Annotated in this window: 18 protein-coding genes; 13 read left to right on the plus strand and 5 right to left on the minus strand. The window is 62.1% G+C overall.

Features of this window, described 5'->3' with window-relative positions:
* Positions 1-22 precede the first annotated feature (22 nt).
* Positions 23-451, minus strand: a complete 429-nt coding sequence (locus KYT97_RS02345) for a pyridoxamine 5'-phosphate oxidase family protein (protein WP_219111682.1) — start codon at positions 449-451, stop codon at positions 23-25.
* A 57-nt stretch (positions 452-508) separates the two neighbouring features.
* Positions 509-1,807, minus strand: coding sequence for a serine hydrolase domain-containing protein (locus KYT97_RS02350; RefSeq protein WP_219111683.1), 1,299 nt, complete (start codon positions 1,805-1,807; stop codon positions 509-511).
* A 174-nt stretch (positions 1,808-1,981) separates the two neighbouring features.
* Here KYT97_RS02350 and KYT97_RS02355 point away from each other — a divergent pair, with 174 nt between their 5' ends.
* Positions 1,982-2,803 (plus strand): acyl-CoA thioesterase, encoded by an 822-nt coding sequence (locus KYT97_RS02355; RefSeq protein WP_033234679.1) that lies wholly within the window; start codon positions 1,982-1,984, stop codon positions 2,801-2,803.
* Here the strand turns inward: KYT97_RS02355 and KYT97_RS02360 are convergent.
* Entirely contained in the window at positions 2,797-3,408 is a 612-nt protein-coding gene (locus KYT97_RS02360; RefSeq protein ID WP_342393903.1) for a hypothetical protein, read from the minus strand. The genes KYT97_RS02355 and KYT97_RS02360 overlap by 7 nt on opposite strands.
* 89 nt (positions 3,409-3,497) lie before the next feature.
* Here KYT97_RS02360 and KYT97_RS02365 point away from each other — a divergent pair, with 89 nt between their 5' ends.
* Both KYT97_RS02365 and pdxT read left to right on the plus strand, forming a co-directional pair.
* Positions 3,498-4,370: an acyl-CoA thioesterase gene (locus KYT97_RS02365; protein WP_219111684.1), complete on the plus strand. Its 873-nt coding sequence runs from the start codon at positions 3,498-3,500 to the stop codon at positions 4,368-4,370.
* Positions 4,367-4,972 carry a pyridoxal 5'-phosphate synthase glutaminase subunit PdxT gene (gene pdxT, locus KYT97_RS02370; RefSeq protein WP_219111685.1) on the plus strand — a complete coding sequence of 202 codons (606 nt, stop codon included), beginning with the start codon at positions 4,367-4,369 and terminating at the stop codon, positions 4,970-4,972. Before KYT97_RS02365 ends, pdxT begins: the two co-directional genes overlap by 4 nt.
* Here pdxT and KYT97_RS02375 read toward each other — a convergent pair.
* Positions 4,969-5,904 carry a hypothetical protein gene (locus tag KYT97_RS02375; protein ID WP_219111686.1) on the minus strand — a complete coding sequence of 312 codons (936 nt, stop codon included), beginning with the start codon at positions 5,902-5,904 and terminating at the stop codon, positions 4,969-4,971. The two genes, pdxT and KYT97_RS02375, sit on opposite strands and share 4 nt — an antisense overlap.
* Positions 5,901-6,257, minus strand: a complete 357-nt coding sequence (locus KYT97_RS02380; RefSeq protein ID WP_033234675.1) for a GntR family transcriptional regulator — start codon at positions 6,255-6,257, stop codon at positions 5,901-5,903. The genes KYT97_RS02375 and KYT97_RS02380 overlap by 4 nt, the downstream gene beginning before the upstream one ends.
* A 146-nt stretch (positions 6,258-6,403) precedes the next feature.
* On the opposite strand from KYT97_RS02380, the gene KYT97_RS02385 reads away from it, so the two are divergent.
* From KYT97_RS02385 to KYT97_RS02430, 10 genes are all read left to right on the plus strand, one after another.
* Positions 6,404-7,159, plus strand: coding sequence for a YebC/PmpR family DNA-binding transcriptional regulator (locus tag KYT97_RS02385; RefSeq protein ID WP_045067518.1), 756 nt, complete (start codon positions 6,404-6,406; stop codon positions 7,157-7,159).
* A gap of 146 nt (positions 7,160-7,305) precedes the next feature.
* A complete protein-coding gene (ruvC, locus tag KYT97_RS02390; protein ID WP_033234673.1) occupies positions 7,306-7,878 on the plus strand; it encodes a crossover junction endodeoxyribonuclease RuvC in 573 nt (190 codons plus the stop codon).
* Positions 7,875-8,471, plus strand: a complete 597-nt coding sequence (ruvA, locus tag KYT97_RS02395; RefSeq protein WP_141485891.1) for a Holliday junction branch migration protein RuvA — start codon at positions 7,875-7,877, stop codon at positions 8,469-8,471. The genes ruvC and ruvA overlap by 4 nt, the downstream gene beginning before the upstream one ends.
* The gene (ruvB, locus tag KYT97_RS02400) at positions 8,468-9,565 is read left to right on the plus strand and encodes a Holliday junction branch migration DNA helicase RuvB (protein WP_033234671.1); all 1,098 of its coding nucleotides are present in this window, start codon (positions 8,468-8,470) and stop codon (positions 9,563-9,565) included. Before ruvA ends, ruvB begins: the two co-directional genes overlap by 4 nt.
* A 138-nt stretch (positions 9,566-9,703) precedes the next feature.
* Complete coding sequence (gene yajC, locus KYT97_RS02405; protein ID WP_045067521.1) at positions 9,704-10,051, plus strand: preprotein translocase subunit YajC; 348 nt, start codon at positions 9,704-9,706, stop codon at positions 10,049-10,051.
* 128 nt (positions 10,052-10,179) lie between these two features.
* Complete coding sequence (gene secD / locus KYT97_RS02410) at positions 10,180-11,910, plus strand: protein translocase subunit SecD (protein WP_033234669.1); 1,731 nt, start codon at positions 10,180-10,182, stop codon at positions 11,908-11,910.
* Positions 11,907-13,127 (plus strand): protein translocase subunit SecF, encoded by a 1,221-nt coding sequence (gene secF, locus KYT97_RS02415; protein ID WP_033234668.1) that lies wholly within the window; start codon positions 11,907-11,909, stop codon positions 13,125-13,127. The genes secD and secF overlap by 4 nt, the downstream gene beginning before the upstream one ends.
* Before the next feature lie 2 nt (positions 13,128-13,129).
* Positions 13,130-14,863, plus strand: coding sequence for an ABC transporter substrate-binding protein (locus KYT97_RS02420; protein ID WP_219111687.1), 1,734 nt, complete (start codon positions 13,130-13,132; stop codon positions 14,861-14,863).
* Between the two features lie 35 nt (positions 14,864-14,898).
* The gene (locus tag KYT97_RS02425) at positions 14,899-15,450 is read left to right on the plus strand and encodes an adenine phosphoribosyltransferase (RefSeq protein WP_045067526.1); all 552 of its coding nucleotides are present in this window, start codon (positions 14,899-14,901) and stop codon (positions 15,448-15,450) included.
* A 96-nt stretch (positions 15,451-15,546) separates the two neighbouring features.
* Complete coding sequence (locus KYT97_RS02430) at positions 15,547-17,961, plus strand: RelA/SpoT family protein (protein WP_033234665.1); 2,415 nt, start codon at positions 15,547-15,549, stop codon at positions 17,959-17,961.
* Positions 17,962-18,002: the final 41 nt, after the last annotated feature.

Consider the following 18,002-nt stretch of genomic DNA (forward strand, 5'->3'; position numbering starts at 1 on the left):
AGTGCTATGTCCGCGTTTTCGCTCAGCTCTGGGTGTGATCCAATTTCACGGCGCGGCCGGTGATTTCGGATGCGGTGATCTCGACAACGTTGTACTTGGGCGTCGGAATCCAGGACCGCAACCCCAATTCGTCGATCCTGGCGGTTTCGGTGAATGACGTGATCACGCGAGCGGTTCCACGTACTACGACGCTCCATCCCTGTTCTGGGCCAACGTGATCGGCTTCGAACAGAACGCGATCGTTGATGGTCAGTTCGACGAGTTTGGCTCCCTCCGCGGTGCGGAAGTAGATGTGGTTGTCATCGACCACGTAATTGACCGGGAAAATGTCCACGTGTCCGGAAGTTCCGACCACAATCCGGCCCAATGTGGCTTGGCTCAGCAGCTTCCAGCTTTCTTCGGCTGAGAGTACGGCGACTGGTGAGTTCGAGGAGAGATCGTTGGCGGTCATGTCTTATTTTCTCACGCGAGAGGGGACTAATCGGGCGAGTTGGACGAAGATCACTAGTCAGCGGGTCGGTGTTGGCGCCGCGGGTACCGCCGCGGGGTCACCGCCGGGTACGCCGCCCCCGCCGTAGAAGGTGGGAATGATGCCCTTGGCCAGAACCAGCGCCGATCCCTCACCGCTCGGTACCGTCGCCAGGTTGGTGGCGATGACAATGGTGAGGTCGGTGTTCGGGTCGTGGGCCATGAACGACATGAATCCGGGAATCTGGCCGTCGTGGCCGATCAGGGCAGGTCCGAAGCGTGCGATGCCCAAACCGTAGCCGGCGGCCGAGGGATTGCTCGGATCAGTGGGTTGAATGCTGTCGAGGCGAATCTTCTGCATGTCGTCATTCAGCAACCCGCCGCCGACAAGGGCTTTGACGTAGGTAGCCAGATCTCCGACCGTCGAAATTGCGCCGCCCGCCGTCCACGTCCAGGACGGGTTGGCATCGGTCTCGTTGTTCGGCTTCAAGGTGCCGGCCAGCGCTGCGCTCAGTTCTGGTTCAGGGAGGGCGAAGGTGTCGATCGTGGAGACATTGGTACCGAAGGAATAGCCCTGCGGATGGGGGTCGGGGATCGAAGAATCGCTTGCGGCCGGTAGCGACGTGTGTGTCAACCCGAGGGGTTCGTAGATGCGCTCCTGGAATGCCTGTGCCGCAGTCATATCGGTGAGTTTTTCGATGACCAGGCCGAGTAGCACGATGTTGGTATTGCTGTACTCGAACTTCTCGCCCGGAGCAAAATCGACGGGGTGCGAGAACGCGATGGCCAGCAATTCCTCCGGTGTCCACGCCTTCTGCGGGTCGTTGTCGAGCGTCGCGTTGAATTGTGGGTCGAAGGAATAGCTGTACAGCCCGCTGTGCATGTCGGATAGCTGCGCAATGGTGATGGTGTCGCCGTTGGGCACCCCGTCGATGTACTTGCCGATGGGATCGTCCAGGCTGAGTTTTCCTTCCTGCACCAACTGGAGAATGACCGTCGACGTCATGGTCTTGGTATTGCTTCCGACGCGGAAATAGTCGTTCAGTGACATCGGTTTGTCCTCGCCGATGACCTGTGTGCCGAATGTCGCGGTCCAGTCGCCTTGTGTCGGCGACGAGATCAGCACCACTGCGCCGGGAATGACGTTGTCTTTCATCAGTTTCTCGATGGTCGGCTGCAAGGTTGCCGCGTACGCCGGTGCCGGGGCATTGTTTGACGACGTGACCAGAGTCTGCGAAACGTCAGTGGAATCGCTCTCCTCCGGCGAGGTGCCACACCCGGTCAGGGCGACGAGACTCATCGTCAAAGCGATGGCTGCTGTTGTGCTGTGACGGCGCATGGGTTCTCCCGGTCTGCGATCGCGAATTCAGCTTAATTTGAATCGTAAAGAACTACCCGGCCCGTTTTGGGTGTTTCGCGTGTCTGCTGTGGTTGAATTCGCTGAATTTGTCCACCGTCAGGCATTGTGTGACTCTCGGTGAGAATTGAGCAGATGCGGAGAACGGGAGTAGCGATGGCGACGATCGAAGAAATTCTGGAACTGGAACGCCTCGAACGCGACATTTTCCGAGGGATAATCGCGGAAACCACGCTGCCCCGAACATTCGGTGGGCAAGTGGCAGGTCAGGCACTCGTCTCGGCCGTACGTACCGTTGATCCGGAATTCTTGGTTCATTCCCTGCACGGATATTTTCTCCGACCCGGAAACCCGAAGGAGCCCACTGTCTTTCTGGTCGACCGCGTGCGCGATGGCAGATCTTTTGCCACACGACGGGTGACAGGAATCCAAGACGGGCAGGCGATCTTCACGATGTCGGCGTCGTTCCACGTTCAAGACGAGGGCATCGAGCACCAGGACGAGATGCCGCCTGTGCCCGACCCTGAGACGCTGGGCCTGGCCACCGACTCCGACGACGGCGAGACCGCGTGGCTGGCTCGCGAATGGGCAGACTGGGACCTACGGCTCGTCCCACAAGCTGATATCAGCAAGCGTCCAGGCGCCGCGGCTCAGCAGCAAGTGTGGTTCCGCTCGCGGGAGGCACTACCGGATGACCCGGTCTTCCACGTGTGTGCCCTCGCGTACATGAGCGACATGACCTTGCTGGGATCCTCTCGTATCCCGCACAAGGACACACCAATGCAGGCCGCATCGCTCGATCACGCAATGTGGTTCCTGCGCCCGTTTCGGGCGGACGAGTGGTTGTTGTACGACCAGACCTCGCCGTCGGCCGGGTTCGGTCGCGCGCTGACTCAGGGACGGATTTTCGACCGACGCGGAAACATGGTCGCCGCGGTGGTTCAGGAAGGTTTGACGCGTCACCTTCGTACTCAGTAGACGCGAACGGCAGGTCGAGCGGGGTGGTCGTAACGCACGTCCAGATCGATCCGGTCGGTCACACCATCCTGATGCTCGAGTAGCGGGTCGACGGTCCACAGCTGTGCAGGCGGTGTGTGCCGCCGGATCGCCGCCTCGGACATGTTCAATCGGACGGTGACGTCGAAGTCGAGACCGCGGCCAAGCAGCATCGGTCCGGCGACAATGATCACCGTTCGCTCGTGAACGGTTCGGCGGGATGAGCGTGCCGACCGGTCTGCTGTCTCGTCCCACAGTTGGGGAAGCCACGTACGACGCGCCCGCGCCGCCGTCACGACTTCACGGTCCAGAGCGTCGTAGTCGAACCACATCGTTCGATAACTCAGCGGATCTTCGCGCCCGAACTCGAGCCGTAACGACGCCGGCCGTACGTAGTCGTGAAGAGAGACAACAGCACTCGGACGTTGGCGCGACTGCGCGGCAACACCGATCAACTCTGCGAGTTCGACCGGCCGAGCGCAATCAGCACCGTCCAGCGCCACCACCGCAACTGTCGGGTGTGATTCACAGAGCGATACAACCTGTTCGGCCAGGGCCTGCGGGGTCGAGGGGATGAAGGCGTTCACGCCACCATGGTGCCGTGTGCGGGCGGCGAACCGATAATGTGAACCCGTTGCCCGCCGGCGCTGTCGGCCTCTACTCTGCCGGAGGACACATGATTGGTATCGAGGAGATCCTCGAGCTCGAAACGCTGGAAAAGGATATTTTCAGAGGGGCAGTTCACCCCACTGTCATGCAGCGCACCTTCGGTGGACAGGTAGCCGGCCAATCTCTGGTATCCGCAGTCAGCACCGTAGACGAGCGCTTCCACGTGCATTCGTTGCACGGATATTTTCTGCGGCCCGGAAATCCCAAGATTCCCACGGTGTATCTCGTGGACCGGATCCGTGACGGGCGCTCGTTCTGCACACGCCGAGTGAACGCCGTCCAGGACGGGAAGACGATCTTCTCGATGTCGGCGTCGTTCCACGTCGAAGACCAGGGCATCGAGCATCAGGACCGGATGCCGAATGTCCCGATGCCGGAGGAACTGCCGGACCCGTTGACCATTCCCGATTTTGCCGGAACACCGCTTCACGAGGAGTGGCGGAACTGGGATCTGCGAATCGTGCCTGCTGACGTTGCGAACTCGGCACCGGATATGCCTGCGCAGCAGCGGGTTTGGATCCGTTACCGCAACGCCTTGCCGGATCGCCCACTTCTGCACATCTGCACCTTGGCCTATCTGAGTGACATGACGCTGCTCAACACCTCGAATGTGCCGCACAAGGACGTGAAGACGCAGAATGCCTCACTCGATCATGCGATGTGGTTCCTGCGTCCGTTCCGGGCCGACGAATGGTTGATGTACGACCAGACGTCGCCGTCGGCCGGGTTCGGGCGAGCGCTGACGCAGGGGCGCATTTACGATCGAAGCGGCAATATGGTGGCAGCGGTAGTCCAGGAAGGCTTGTCGCGGATCGAACGCGAGCCCTCGGTTAGTGAAGACCCCTCGGGTAGTGAAGACAAGGTAGGAACACAGGCATGACTCGTCCGTTGATCGGCGTACTCGCACTCCAGGGTGACGTGCGGGAGCACCTTGCTGCCTTGGCGGATTCGGGGGCGGACGCCGTGGGTGTGCGCCGTCCCGAGGAGCTCGACAAGGTTGACGGCATCGTGATTCCCGGCGGTGAATCGACAACGATGAGCCGGCTTCTGCAGGTTTTCGAATTGCTCGAACCGCTTCGCGAACGGCTTCGAGGTGGACTGCCTGCCTACGGATCGTGCGCCGGCATGATCTTGCTGGCCAGCGAGGTGCTCGACACCCGGCCCGATGCCGAGCACCTCAATGCCATTGATATGACCGTGCGCCGCAACGCTTTCGGACGTCAGGTCGATTCGTTCGAATCGGACCTCGAATTCGAGGGCATTGTCGGAGACCCCGTCCGGGCCGTGTTCATTCGCGCGCCGTGGGTGGAACGGGTAGGCCCGGGCGTCGAGGTTCTTGCCAAGGTGCCGGCGGCAGCAGGCGAAGCTGCCGGCCGGATCGTCGCTGTTCGGCAAGGTTCGGTGATTGCGACGTCGTTCCATCCGGAGGTGACGGGGGACCGTCGTGTGCACGAGCTCTTCGTCGACCTGGTTCGGGGCTAGATTTCGCGAGCGTCAGCCTGTTGGACGAGTGAATTAAGGAGTCGGACACCATCTTCCGGGTGGTCGACGGTGACGGCGAAAACGCGCCCGGTCTCGAGCGTGAGCACGATTGCCTCGCCGGAGCGCAGTGTCACCGCCGTGCCGCGTGGAGTGATGCGATAGCCGTATCCACCCCACTCAATGGGCCGGATGGCGTCGGCCGACGCGGACTTCACTCTCGAGATGGCAATCTTCTTCCACCGGATGCCCCACGAGCTGATGCTCAGTCCGGAATTATCCACGCGGACCGTGACGGACGCGAAAGCTGCTGTCATGACGGTGGCGGCGAGCAGGATGACAGCTACCCACCAGTCGGAATATGCGGCGGTGCCGACCGTGAGTGCTGTCAGACCGGCGGAGAGGACCCACGGCCAGACGCTGTGTGCGCGGCCGATCCACGCTGCGCGTTCGGTGGCAGTGAGCGGTGTGTCCAGCGTCGGGGTGGGGAGCAGCGGTTCGGCATTGGCTCCGCCCCGTGAGATGAGCGCCCAAGCGGCGATTCCCGTCATTGCCGCAGCGATGGGAAGGGCTATCCACCACCCGATACGTGCGTTCTCCGGGGCGCCGGCGTCGAGGGTCAAGGCAACGCTGAGGATCCAGATCGTCGCTGACGTCGCGGCTGCGGTGGCTGTGACGGACAACAGCAGGGGAGCGGAGTCGCCCGCACGAATCGCCGTGACCGCGGCAACGACGGAGGCGATCAACGACACTGCCAGTGTGATGGCGAAGAACGTTGTGGTTGTGGCGAATCCGTCCGGCGTCGATCCGGACCAGTGACTGGCGACAGTGTGCGGAAGCTGATCGCCCCACAGTAGGCGTGCCACGATCAACACCGCCGTGGGGATGAAGGTCAACGAGGCTGCGGTCCAGAGCCGGACCTTGCTGGTCGTCATTGTGTGCTGGTCTCCTTGATGAGGTCGAGCATGTGGGCTGTGTCGAGACCCAGATTGCGGGCCTGGCGGACAAACTCTCGTGCTGATTCGTGGAGAGCTGTTGCGCCGGAATCGAACTCGGCGCGGATGACGGCGCCGCGCCCGCGTCGTAGATCGATGAGGCCCTCGTCGCGCAGCGCCGCGTACGCACGCAGAACGGTGTGCAGATTGACGTCAACCGACTCGGCGAGTGCGCGAGCGGACGGAAGTCGATCACCGGGGCCGACCTCGCCGCGGATGACGGCCCCGCGCACTCCGGCCGCAATCTGATCGGCGAGTGGCGTCGCCGAGGCGTGATCGATGCGAATCAACATGTTTGCATTCTATGCAAACAATCTCGTGTTTGACGAATTAGTGTGCGGGGGATGCAGCATGTGGCGACGTGGGACGGGTAACATCGTCAGAGCTGAAAGAAGCGCATTCGGCGTGCGCAACACAGCAGGAAAGGGGCTTGAATCGCATGAGCGGCCACTCAAAATGGGCCACCACCAAGCACAAGAAGGCTGTGATCGACGCACGTCGTGGCAAATCCTTCGCGAAGCTGATCAAGAACATCGAGGTGGCGGCACGAACCGGCGGTGGCGATCCCACGGGCAACCCCACGTTGTTCGATGCCATTCAGAAGGCTAAGAAGACGTCTGTCCCCAACGACAACATCGAGCGTGCGCGCAAGCGCGGCGCAGGTGAAGAAGCTGGCGGCGCGGACTGGCAGACCATCATGTACGAGGGCTACGGGCCCAACGGTGTTGCTGTGCTGATCGAGTGCCTGACCGACAACCGCAACCGTGCAGCTGGTGAAGTTCGTACCGCGATGACGCGCAACGGCGGCAACCTTGCCGATCCGGGTTCGGTCTCATACCTGTTCGCTCGCAAGGGCGTCGTGACGCTCGAGAAGAACGGGCAGTCCGAGGACGACGTGTTGATGGCAGTTCTCGATGCCGGCGCAGAAGAGGTCACCGATCTCGGTGAGACCTTCGAAATCGTCTGTGAGCCACAAGATCTTGTCGCGGTTCGCAGTGCTCTGCAGGAAGCCGAGATCGACTACGACTCCGCCGAAGCCGATTTCCGTGCATCCGTAGAGGTTCCGCTGGACGTCGACGGCGCCCGCAAGATCTTCAAGCTCGTCGACGCGCTCGAGGATTCCGACGACGTGCAGAACGTCTACACGAATATCGATCTGTCCGACGAGGTGCTTGCAGCACTCGACGCCGACTAGGTCGACGCTGAACTAGTTCGACGCAGCCATGCTCAACCCGGCCGTGACGGTAATCGTCGCGGCCGGGTTGCGTGTTGATGTCGGCAGTTCGCCCGTACACCGCTAAGCTATCGAACAGCTGTTCGGTGTGGAGAGGTGTGACAAAAGTGCGCGTGCTCGGAGTGGACCCTGGCTTGACCCGTTGCGGGTTGGGTGTGGTCGATGGGAGTAACGGCAGAGTTGTGCGTCCCATTGCCGTCGACGTGGTGCGCACGCCTGCTGACATGGACCTCGGACCTCGCCTGCTCCGAATCTCGGATGCGGCGGAACTGTGGATCGAGCAGTACAAACCTGACGTCGTTGCCATCGAGCGGGTATTCGCGCAACACAACGTCAGTACGGCAATGGGGACGGCGCAAGCCGGTGGTGTTGTTGCGGTTGCGGCCACGCGCCGTGGCATTCCCGTGTTCTTTCACACGCCCAGCGAGGTGAAAGCGGCTGTCACCGGGAGCGGAACTGCAGACAAGGCGCAGGTCACCGCGATGGTGACTCGAATCCTCAATCTCAAAACCGCTCCGAAACCCGCCGACGCGGCGGACGCACTCGCGCTGGCGATCTGCCACTGTTGGCGGGCACCCATGATCGAACGAATGGCGCGCGCCGAGGCAATGGCTGCGGAACAGATGCGTAAGTATCAGGCAAAATTGGCCGAGACCACGAAGAAGGCAGGTTCACGATGATCGCGTCGGTTCGCGGCGAGGTACTCGACATAGCTCTCGATCATGCGGTTATCGAGGCTGCGGGTGTCGGTTACCGCGTCAACGCAACGCCGGTGACGCTGGGTGCGTTGCACCGGGGGAGCGAGGCGAGGCTTTTCACGACGATGATCGTGCGTGAGGATTCGATGACGCTCTACGGTTTCTCCGATCTCGAGTCCAAGGATCTGTTCAGCCTTCTCCAGACGGTGTCGGGCGTCGGCCCTCGCCTGGCGATGGCCACGCTTGCGGTACTCGAGCCGGATGCGCTGCGGCGAGCGCTCTCGGAGGGCAATCTCACCGCGTTGACGAGAGTGCCTGGCATCGGAAAACGTGGTGCCGAACGCATGGTTGTGGAACTGCGAGACAAGGTCGACGCAGTACCGACGACCGCCGGGGTGTCGGGGGCAGTCGCAGCAAATGCGATCCGTGATCAGATTGTCGAGGCCTTGGAAGGGCTCGGGTTCCCGCTCAAGCAAGCCGAACAAGCCACGGATTCCGTGCTCGCGGAAACACCCGGCGCAACTACGTCCGTCGCACTTCGATCCGCTCTCTCCCTGCTCGGTAAAACTCGATGAATTTCGACCCGATCGACGACTTCGACGACGAATCCCAGGTCAGCGCCGAATTGGTGGCGGGGGACGGTGAGGTCGAGGCAAGTCTCCGGCCCAAGAGCCTGGACGATTTCATCGGTCAACCGCGCGTGCGCGAGCAATTGCAACTGGTACTCACCGGGGCAAAGATGCGCGGCGGAACACCCGACCACATTCTGATGTCCGGTCCGCCCGGACTCGGCAAGACGTCGATGGCGATGATCATCGCGGGTGAGCTGGGTTCTTCACTGCGGTTGACGTCAGGCCCGGCTCTCGAGCGGGCCGGTGATCTTGCGGCGATGTTGAGCAATCTGGTGGAGGGTGACGTTCTCTTCATCGACGAGATTCATCGGATCGCCCGTCCCGCCGAGGAAATGCTGTACCTCGCGATGGAGGACTTCCGAGTCGACGTCGTGGTCGGCAAGGGTCCAGGTGCTACGTCGATTCCGCTGGAAGTTGCGCCCTTCACCCTCGTAGGGGCGACCACCCGATCCGGCGCCCTTACCGGTCCGCTGCGAGATCGGTTCGGGTTCACCGCGCACATGGATTTCTACGAACCCGATGAGCTGCAACAGATTCTGATGCGATCGGCGGGCATCCTCGGCGTGAATCTCGAAGTTGATGCCAGTGCCGAAATTGCTCGACGCTCGCGAGGGACGCCGCGTATCGCCAACCGGTTGCTGCGGCGAGTGCGAGATTTTGCCGAAGTGAGGGCAGATGGGATCGTGACGATGGAGGTCGCCCGCGCCGCTCTCGCCGTTTACGACGTCGACCAACTCGGACTGGATCGTCTCGACAGATCTGTGTTGAGTGCGCTCGTGCGTTCATTCGGCGGCGGCCCGGTGGGAGTGTCCACCTTGGCGGTTGCGGTCGGTGAGGAACCGTCGACTGTCGAAGAGGTGTGCGAGCCGTTCCTGGTTCGCGCCGGCATGATCGCCAGGACCCCGCGCGGTCGTGTTGCCACTGCTGCAGCCTGGAAACAGCTCGGCATGACGCCGCCACCGGACGCCGCTGCGGGTGGTATCGAGGTTCGCGCCAGGGAGCCACAAGCATCGTTGTTCGACCCGGACGCGGAGTGATTTCGCGTTGTCGGAGCCTCCCGTTAGTGGCGAACTGTCGGGTTTCCTAAGGAACTAGTGGCACACTGGTGTCTTGCGTAGGTCCATCCGGGGCCCGCGTGGCGAAAAATATGCTACAAAACCGAGGTTGATCAACACATGTCGAGTTTGCTTTTCCCCCTCCTGATCCTCGCACTGCTGGTGCCGATGTTCCTGGGCATGCGCAAGCAGAAGAAGGCCATGGCCGCGACTTCCGAGATGCAGGATTCGTTGCAGGTGGGCGACCGTGTGCAGACCACGGCCGGCCTGTACGCGACCATCACGTCGTTGGACGACGACACCGTGGAACTGGAGATCGCGCCCGGCGTCGTCACCACCTGGTCGCGTCTGGTTATCCGCGAGCGTGTCAGTGATGTCGTCGAGGATTACAGTGACGACGAAGACGCGTCTTCCGAGTTCGAAGAATCGGCGACTGACACCGAAATCCGACTCACCAAGGATTCCTGAACGCAGTCACGTCGTGACCCTGCTCTAGAGTTACTGTGTAGTTAACGCATCGCCGCACGTTCGAACGGCGCAACTCGAGCGGTCGTGGACCGCTCACGTCCGGCACCTAATGAGGAGACTTAAAGATCGTGGCACCTTCCACCGGAACGGTGCATCCGGCCCGCTACCTGGCCCTGTTCGGGGTCCTGGTCGTGGCGCTGTATGCGCTGGTGTTCTTTACTGGCGATAAATCGGCCACACCGAAGCTCGGTATCGACTTGCAGGGTGGAACGCGTGTCACGCTGACCGCGCGCACGCCGGACGGCAGCGCGCCCAGTCAGGACAGTCTGAAGCAGGCTCAGGAAATCATCGAGACCCGTGTCAACGGGCTCGGCGTATCCGGGTCCGAGGTTGTCATCGACGGTGACAATCTGGTCATCACGGTGCCAGGCGACGACAGCGCGCAGGCGCGGTCGTTGGGTCAGACGGCTCGTTTGTACATCCGTCCGGTTACCGGATCGATCGACGTAGCCACCCGCGACGCCAATCGAACGGCTGTTACTCCCGGCGCCGAAACACCGGCGGCAGAAACACCGGCAGCAGAGGCGCCCGCAACGGAGGCACCGGCCACACAGGCTCCGCAGAACCGCCCGTTCCCAGCGCAAGAACCGGCAACCAGCGAACCCGCTCCCACATCGGAAGCAGCGCCAACTACAGAGCCGGCGGCACCGGCCGCTCCGAGTGACTCCGCCGACGCCAGTGACGCCGCCGCAGCCGAGATCGCCGCTGCGCGAGCGCTGCGTCAGAGCACCGATCCCACGGTTCAAGAGCAGGCCGTCGCCAATCTCGATTGCTCCGTGGCCGATCCGCTGCGTGGTAACGACGATCCGACGCTTCCGCTCGTCGCGTGCTCTCAGGACGGCGCGTACATCTACCTTCTGGGCCCGTCGATCATCGACGGCCAGGAAATCGCGGACGCGTCGTCGGTGTTCAATTCACAGCAGTCACGTCATGAGATCAGCCTGTCGTTCAAGACCACAGGTAGTAACACCTGGGCACAGTTCACCTCGGCAAACATCGGCAAGCAGGCAGCCTTCGTCCTCGACTCGAAGGTTGTCAGTGCGCCCACGATTCAGGGCGCAACGCCCGCCGGTAGCGCCACCTCGATCACCGGTAGCTTTACCGCGGAAAGCGCCAAGGAACTGGCGAACACCCTGAAGTACGGTTCGCTGCCGCTGTCGTTCGCAGCCTCGGAAGCCGAGACTGTATCGGCGACACTCGGACTGGCATCGTTGGAAGCAGCGTTGATCGCTGGTGCGGTGGGCCTCGTTCTCGTACTCGTGTACTGCCTCGTCTATTACCGAATGCTTGGCGTGCTGACGGCGCTGTCCCTCGTCCTCTCGGGTGTCATGGTGTACGCCATCATGGTGCTGCTGGGCAGGTACATCGGGTTCACCCTCGACCTCGCCGGCATGGCAGGTCTGATCATCGGTATCGGTATGACTGCCGACTCGTTTGTCGTGTTCTTCGAACGCATCAAGGACGAGATGCGTGAGGGCCGCAGTTTCCGTTCCGCAGTACCCCGTGGTTGGGCCCGTGCCCGCCGCACCATCCTCTCGGGTAACGCGGTGAGCTTCATCGCAGCCGCCGTTCTGTACGCACTGGCGGTGGGCCAGGTCCGCGGATTTGCGTTCACCCTCGGCTTGACCACCATCCTCGACGTCGTCGTGGTCTTCCTCGTGACGTGGCCTCTGGTACATCTGGCTTCCCGTTCGGCGTTCTGGTCCAAGCCCAGCGTCAACGGATTGGGAGCAGTCCAAGAGGTAGCCCGCGAACGTAAGGTTGCCGCCGCTGCGTCGGCTAAGGAGACACGAGCATGAGTGAGTCCAACAACAACTCTGCCGGAGATTCCTCGGCGGACCGGGAAGCACGTTCCGTAACAGCCGATTCCGGGGTCGACCAGGCGTCGATGCCGAAACACAGTCTGCTGTCGCGTCTGTACACCGGGACCGGCGCATTCGAGGTAGTCGGCAAGCGTCGGTTCTACTACGGCCTGACCGGCGCACTCGTGGCAATCGCACTGCTGGCAATGCTGATCCGCGGTTTCACGTTCGGTATCGACTTCGAGGGTGGATCGCGCATCCAGTTCCCGGCCGGAGACGGAGTCGAGACGTCGCAGGTCGAAACCGTCTACTCCGAAGCTCTCGGTTTCGAACCGGAGAGTGTTCAGACGGTGGGTTCGGGTTCGAGTGCCACAGTGCAGATTCGGTCGGAAACGCTCGATGCGCAGCAGATCGTGACGCTCCAGAATGCACTCTTCGACGAATTCCAGCCCGAGGACAGAAACGGTAATCCGTCCCGCGATGCCATCAGCTTTGCCGATGTGAGCGAGACGTGGGGTGGTCAGATCACCAAGAAGGCTCTGCTCGCGCTGATCGTCTTCCTGGTCATCGTAAGTATCTATATCGCGGTTCGGTTCGAACGAGACATGGCGATAGCCGCGATCATCGCGTTGTTCTTCGACATCATCGTGACCGCGGGTATCTACGCGCTCGTCGGATTCGAAGTCACACCTGCGACGGTGATCGGTCTGCTCACCATTCTCGGTTTCTCGCTGTACGACACCGTCGTCGTGTTCGACAAGGTGGAGGAGAATACGAGAGGCATCCTGCATCTGACGCGTCGCACGTACGGTGAACAGGCGAACCTCGCCGTCAACCAGACGCTCATGCGTTCGATCAACACAACCGTCATCAGTGTGTTGCCCGTGATCGCCCTGATGGTGGTCGCGGTGTGGATGCTCGGCGTCGGAACCCTCAAGGACCTGGCCCTCGTCCAGTTGGTCGGCATCGTCGTTGGCGCCTACTCGTCGATCTTCTTTGCGACCCCGCTCCTCGTGTCGATGAAGGAACGATGGGGACCTGTGGCCGTTCACACCCGCAAGGTTCTCGCTCGCCGGGCTACGCTTGCCGAAAAGGGTCTCGGTGCCAAGACCGCAGAGTCTGTCGGTGCCGGAGCATCGGTAACGCAACGTGCCGCAGTTGCTCCCGCGCCTGGCGCTCGGCCGACCGGAAAGCGGAAAAAGAAGGCTCACTGATCATGCTCCAAGCGAGGCGAGCAGTAGTTCGCTCACTGTCGTTTGTTGCTGCCACCGCGGTGGTCACAGGTTCGTTGGCGGCCTGCTCGGAGAACGACACCGAGCAGGCTCCGTCCATCGGATACGCAATCGACAACACGATCACCACGTACAACGGCAACACGACGGCCGGGGCCGTCTCGGGAACGATGGCGGCGCTCAGTCGGGTGCTACCCGGCTTCACCTTTACCGGGCCGGTCGGCGCTCCGGTATCGGACACAGACATCGGTACCGCGGCGCAGTTGCCGGGTGAGGCGCTGACGGTGTCGTACACGCTCAATCCCTCGTCCGTGTACTCCGATGGTGTTCCGCTGACCTGCGACGACCTGGTTCTCACGTGGGCCGCATCGAGTGGCCGATTCACGAAAACCGTCGACGGCGCGGACGTGCCGATGTTCGATGTAGCCAACACGTTGGGGTACTCCGATATCGACCAGGTGCAGTGCCAGCCCGGTGCTAAAGACGCGACCGTCGTGTTCAAACCCGGCCGCGCGTTCACCGAGTGGCGTTCCCTGTTCGGGGCGACGGCACTGATGCCGTCGCACATCGCGATGCAACGCGCCGGCGTGCCAGACCTGGTGTCGGCCGTGAACTCGGATGACACCGAGGCACTGACGAAGATCGCCGAATTCTGGAACACCGGGTGGAACATGACGCCCGGTCAGTTGGATACGTCGGTATTGCCGTCCTCGGGCCCGTACCGAGTCGAGGACTACACCGAAGACGGAGGGCTGGTACTGGTCGCCAACGAGCGGTGGTGGGGCAATGCACCGGCCACTGACCGCATCGTGGTGTGGCCCCGTGGAGTGGACCTCACCAAGGATGCTGTCGACCAATCGATCGAAGTGATCGACGTCGGTTCCGGTTCGGCCGGGGACCTCAGCGCGCTCTCCGGTTTCACCAGCGAGCAGATCCCGTCGAGGTCCATCGAGCAATTCATCTTGTCGACGTCGGGGGTTCTCGGCGACGAAGCAGCCCGGCGGGCATTCGGGCATTGTGTGCCTCGGTCGACGCTGTTCGATCAGTACGGAAGCACGCCAGACGCGCCGGCGGTCGGCGTCGGATCCGGAACGGTGGATTCGCGTCTCGTAGTCCCCGATTCGTTGGTGTACAGCGATGCCGCGGCGACCGACGGTAATCGATACAGCGCAGCGGACGTCGCAGCCACCAAGGTCTCGTTGTCCGAGGCCGGATTGGATGCGTTGACCGTGCGTGTCGGGTACCTGGCTCCGGATCCGGTGCGGTCCCAGATCGTGGCCGACGTGAAGGCGGCGTGCGAACCTGCCGGAGTCACGATCGAGGACGTCAGCTCCCCGGATTTCACACCGGACGCACTGCGCACGGGTGGCGTCGACGCGGTGCTGGCCGGCACCGCCGGTCAAGCGGGTGCAGCGGGCATGGCGGACATGATCGACGCGCGCGGCGCACTGCGGTCGGGTAACTCCTCGAATTTCGGTGGATACGGAAATGCGCGGGTCGATCAGATCATCGACCAGTTGGACACCGATCCTGCAATAGCTGCGCAATTGGGACTGTCGGTGGAGGCGGAGAACATCCTCTGGACGCAGGTGCCTACTATTCCTCTGTTCAATCAGGTGCGAACTGTTGCCGTCGCTCAAGGAATGAGTGCCGTGGTTGCCAATCCGACTCGATCGGCCAGCGGCTGGAACATGGACAGATGGGTATTGCGTAGATGACGATTTCGAATGAAATCAGTGTGGGTGGGACAAGGATGACGTCAGACGAATTGAAGGCAGTGCATCTGGCCGCGTCGGATGCCGTAGTCCGGTTGACACGGTGGGCCGACAATTTCCCAGGTCCGGGTGTGCGTTTTGCAGACCTGACGCCGGTGTTCGCGGACGCCGAAGGTTTCAGTGCTGTTCTCGACGGTTTGATTGCATGTGCACCCGATGTGGACACGATTGCGGCCGTCGACGCGCGTGGTTTCCTGCTCGGAGCCGGTGCTGCCGCTCGAATGGGCGCCGGTGTGGTTGCGGTGCGCAAGGTGGGCAAACTGCCGCCACCTGTTCTCTCACGTTCGTACAGCCTCGAATACGGGTCGTCGACGCTCGAGATTCCGGCAAACGGGTTCGATCTCACCGGACGGAATGTTCTGGTCATCGACGACGTTCTGGCTACCGGAGGGACATTGGAAGCAGCCGTGCAGTTGGTGGAACTGGCCGGCGCCACCGTCGTCGCGGTGGCCGTGGTGCTCGAGATCGAGGAACTCAGGGGCCGTGATCGGTTCGTAAAGTACCCGCTGACGTCCCTGGTCAAGGTCTGAGTACTAAAGTTGGCTCCTGGGGGTCTGGTAGACCTCCAGGGCAATTTCCCGTTGCAGGGCGGTTGCCTAACCAACTCGGTGGTAGGAGGTGGCGACATGACGTCGAATCTTGATCGATCACAGAACTCGGGTGCAGTGTCGCAGGAATCGGGTACCAACCCGGCTCCGGATACGACACCATCGAAGTCCGGTGCTCCGGACGACAGTTCCGCTTCGTCGCAAACAGCAGGCAATCGGATCGGTCAGAGTGCAGCCGTACCGGCGTCGGCGTCTCGCCGCGTTCGAGCTCGCCTTGCTCGGCGCATCACGGGGCAGCGTAATGCCACCATCCGCCCGGTTCTCGAGCCGCTGGTCAGTTTGCATCGTGAGCTGTACCCGAAGGCCGATCTGGCGCTTCTCCAGCGCGCGTACGACGTCGCGGAGGAACGACACTCCAGTCAGCGTCGTAAGTCCGGCGATCCCTACATCACGCACCCGCTGGCTGTCGCGAGCATCCTTGCCGAGTTGGGGATGGACACCACCACGCTGGTGGCCGCATTGCTTCACGACACCGTTGAGGACACCGGTTACTCGCTCGAAGAATTGACGCGCGATTTCGGCGACGAAGTTGCGCACTTGGTCGACGGCGTCACCAAACTCGACAAGGTTGTCCTGGGCACCGCCGCCGAGGGCGAGACCATCCGCAAGATGATCATCGCGATGGCGCGTGATCCTCGGGTGCTGGTCATCAAGGTTGCCGACCGCCTGCACAACATGCGGACCATGCGCTTCCTGCCGCCGGAGAAGCAGGCACGCAAGGCTCGCGAAACTCTCGAAGTTATTGCACCCCTTGCTCATCGGCTTGGAATGGCGACAGTCAAGTGGGAACTCGAAGACTTGTCGTTCGCGATCCTGCACCCCAAGAAGTACGACGAGATCGTGCGTCTGGTTGCCGATCGCGCGCCGTCGCGGGACACCTACCTGGCGAAGGTGCGGGCCGAGATCAACTCCACGCTGTCCGCGTCGCGGATCAATGCGGTGGTTGAAGGACGACCCAAGCACTACTGGTCGATCTATCAGAAGATGATCGTCAAGGGCCGCGACTTCGACGACATCCATGACCTGGTCGGCGTCCGCATTCTGTGCGACGAGGTCCGTGACTGTTACGCGGCAGTCGGTGTTGTGCATTCACTGTGGCAGCCGATGGCGGGGCGGTTCAAGGACTACATCGCGCAACCGCGGTACGGCGTGTATCAGTCGCTGCACACCACGGTCGTGGGTCCGGAGGGCAAGCCCCTCGAGGTCCAGATCCGTACGCAGGACATGCACCGGACGGCCGAGTTCGGTATCGCCGCGCACTGGCGGTACAAGGAGACCAAGGGCAAGCACGCCGGCGACATCGCCGAGGTCGACGACATGGCGTGGATGCGCCAGCTACTCGACTGGCAGCGTGAAGCGGCCGACCCGGGGGAGTTCCTCGAGTCGCTGCGCTACGACCTTGCCGTCAAGGAGATCTTCGTCTTCACCCCCAAGGGTGACGTGGTGACCTTGCCTGCAGGTTCGACGCCGGTCGACTTTGCCTATGCCGTGCACACCGAGGTGGGCCACCGCTGTATCGGTGCCCGCGTCAACGGACGTCTGGTCGCCCTCGAGCGCAAGCTCGACAACGGCGAGGTGGTGGAAGTCTTCACGTCGAAGGCGGCCACCGCAGGCCCCAGCCGTGACTGGCAGTCGTTTGTCGTCTCCCCGCGGGCCAAGGCAAAGATTCGTCAGTGGTTCGCGAAGGAACGACGCGAGGAAGCTCTCGAATCCGGTAAGGATCAAATCGCCAAGGAAGTACGACGCGTCGGACTTCCGTTGCAGCGCTTGATGAATGCCGAGTCGATGAGCACGATCGCGAACGAGCTTCGGTACCCGGACGTCTCGGCGTTGTACACCGCGGTGGGTGAGAGCCAGGTCAGTGCGCACCACGTCGTACAGCGTCTGGTGGCTCATCTCGGCGGCGTCGGCGCAGTCGAGGAGGAACTGGCCGAACGGTCGACACCGTCGAACATGCCGGTGCGTACTCGCAGTACCGGCGACTCCGGCATCCTGGTTCCCGGTGCTCCGGGCACGGTGGCAAAGCTTGCCAAGTGCTGCACACCGGTGCCTGGCGATTCCATTCTGGGCTTCGTCACGCGCGGCGGCGCGGTCAGTGTTCACCGCACGGATTGCACCAACGCCAATTCGCTGCACGACCAGTCCGAACGGATCATCGACGTCGAGTGGGCACCGTCCGCGTCGTCGGTGTTCCTGGTCGCGATCCAGATCGAGGCGCTCGATCGTCACCGCTTGCTTTCCGATGTGACCAAGGCGTTGGCAGACGAGAAGGTCAACATCTTGTCTGCGTCGGTCAACACGTCCGGTGATCGAGTTGCCATCAGCAAGTTCACCTTCGAGATGGGTGACCCGAAGCATCTCGGCCACGTTCTCAACGTGGTCCGCAATGTGGAAGGCGTGTACGACGTGTATCGAGTGACGTCGGCGTCGTAGTCCTCTCACACCGACTGGCGCCGAGCAGATTCCCTGCTCGG

It is taken from the genome of Rhodococcus globerulus (assembly GCF_019334125.1).
Taxonomy (GTDB): Bacteria; Actinomycetota; Actinomycetes; order Mycobacteriales; family Mycobacteriaceae; genus Rhodococcus_F; species Rhodococcus_F globerula.

Excerpts from the sequence above, each read along its gene's own strand:
- KYT97_RS02345 (WP_219111682.1), bottom strand. The coding sequence starts at position 451 with ATGACCGCCAACGATCTCTCCTCGAACTCACCAGTCGCCGTACTCTCA.
- KYT97_RS02350 (WP_219111683.1), bottom strand. The coding sequence starts at position 1,807 with ATGCGCCGTCACAGCACAACAGCAGCCATCGCTTTGACGATGAGTCTC.
- KYT97_RS02355 (WP_033234679.1), top strand. The coding sequence starts at position 1,982 with ATGGCGACGATCGAAGAAATTCTGGAACTGGAACGCCTCGAACGCGAC.
- KYT97_RS02365 (WP_219111684.1), top strand. The coding sequence starts at position 3,498 with ATGATTGGTATCGAGGAGATCCTCGAGCTCGAAACGCTGGAAAAGGAT.
- pdxT (WP_219111685.1), top strand. The coding sequence starts at position 4,367 with ATGACTCGTCCGTTGATCGGCGTACTCGCACTCCAGGGTGACGTGCGG.
- KYT97_RS02375 (WP_219111686.1), bottom strand. The coding sequence starts at position 5,904 with ATGACGACCAGCAAGGTCCGGCTCTGGACCGCAGCCTCGTTGACCTTC.
- KYT97_RS02380 (WP_033234675.1), bottom strand. The coding sequence starts at position 6,257 with ATGTTGATTCGCATCGATCACGCCTCGGCGACGCCACTCGCCGATCAG.
- KYT97_RS02385 (WP_045067518.1), top strand. The coding sequence starts at position 6,404 with ATGAGCGGCCACTCAAAATGGGCCACCACCAAGCACAAGAAGGCTGTG.
- ruvA (WP_141485891.1), top strand. The coding sequence starts at position 7,875 with ATGATCGCGTCGGTTCGCGGCGAGGTACTCGACATAGCTCTCGATCAT.
- ruvB (WP_033234671.1), top strand. The coding sequence starts at position 8,468 with ATGAATTTCGACCCGATCGACGACTTCGACGACGAATCCCAGGTCAGC.
- yajC (WP_045067521.1), top strand. The coding sequence starts at position 9,704 with ATGTCGAGTTTGCTTTTCCCCCTCCTGATCCTCGCACTGCTGGTGCCG.
- secF (WP_033234668.1), top strand. The coding sequence starts at position 11,907 with ATGAGTGAGTCCAACAACAACTCTGCCGGAGATTCCTCGGCGGACCGG.
- KYT97_RS02420 (WP_219111687.1), top strand. The coding sequence starts at position 13,130 with ATGCTCCAAGCGAGGCGAGCAGTAGTTCGCTCACTGTCGTTTGTTGCT.
- KYT97_RS02425 (WP_045067526.1), top strand. The coding sequence starts at position 14,899 with ATGACGTCAGACGAATTGAAGGCAGTGCATCTGGCCGCGTCGGATGCC.
- KYT97_RS02430 (WP_033234665.1), top strand. The coding sequence starts at position 15,547 with ATGACGTCGAATCTTGATCGATCACAGAACTCGGGTGCAGTGTCGCAG.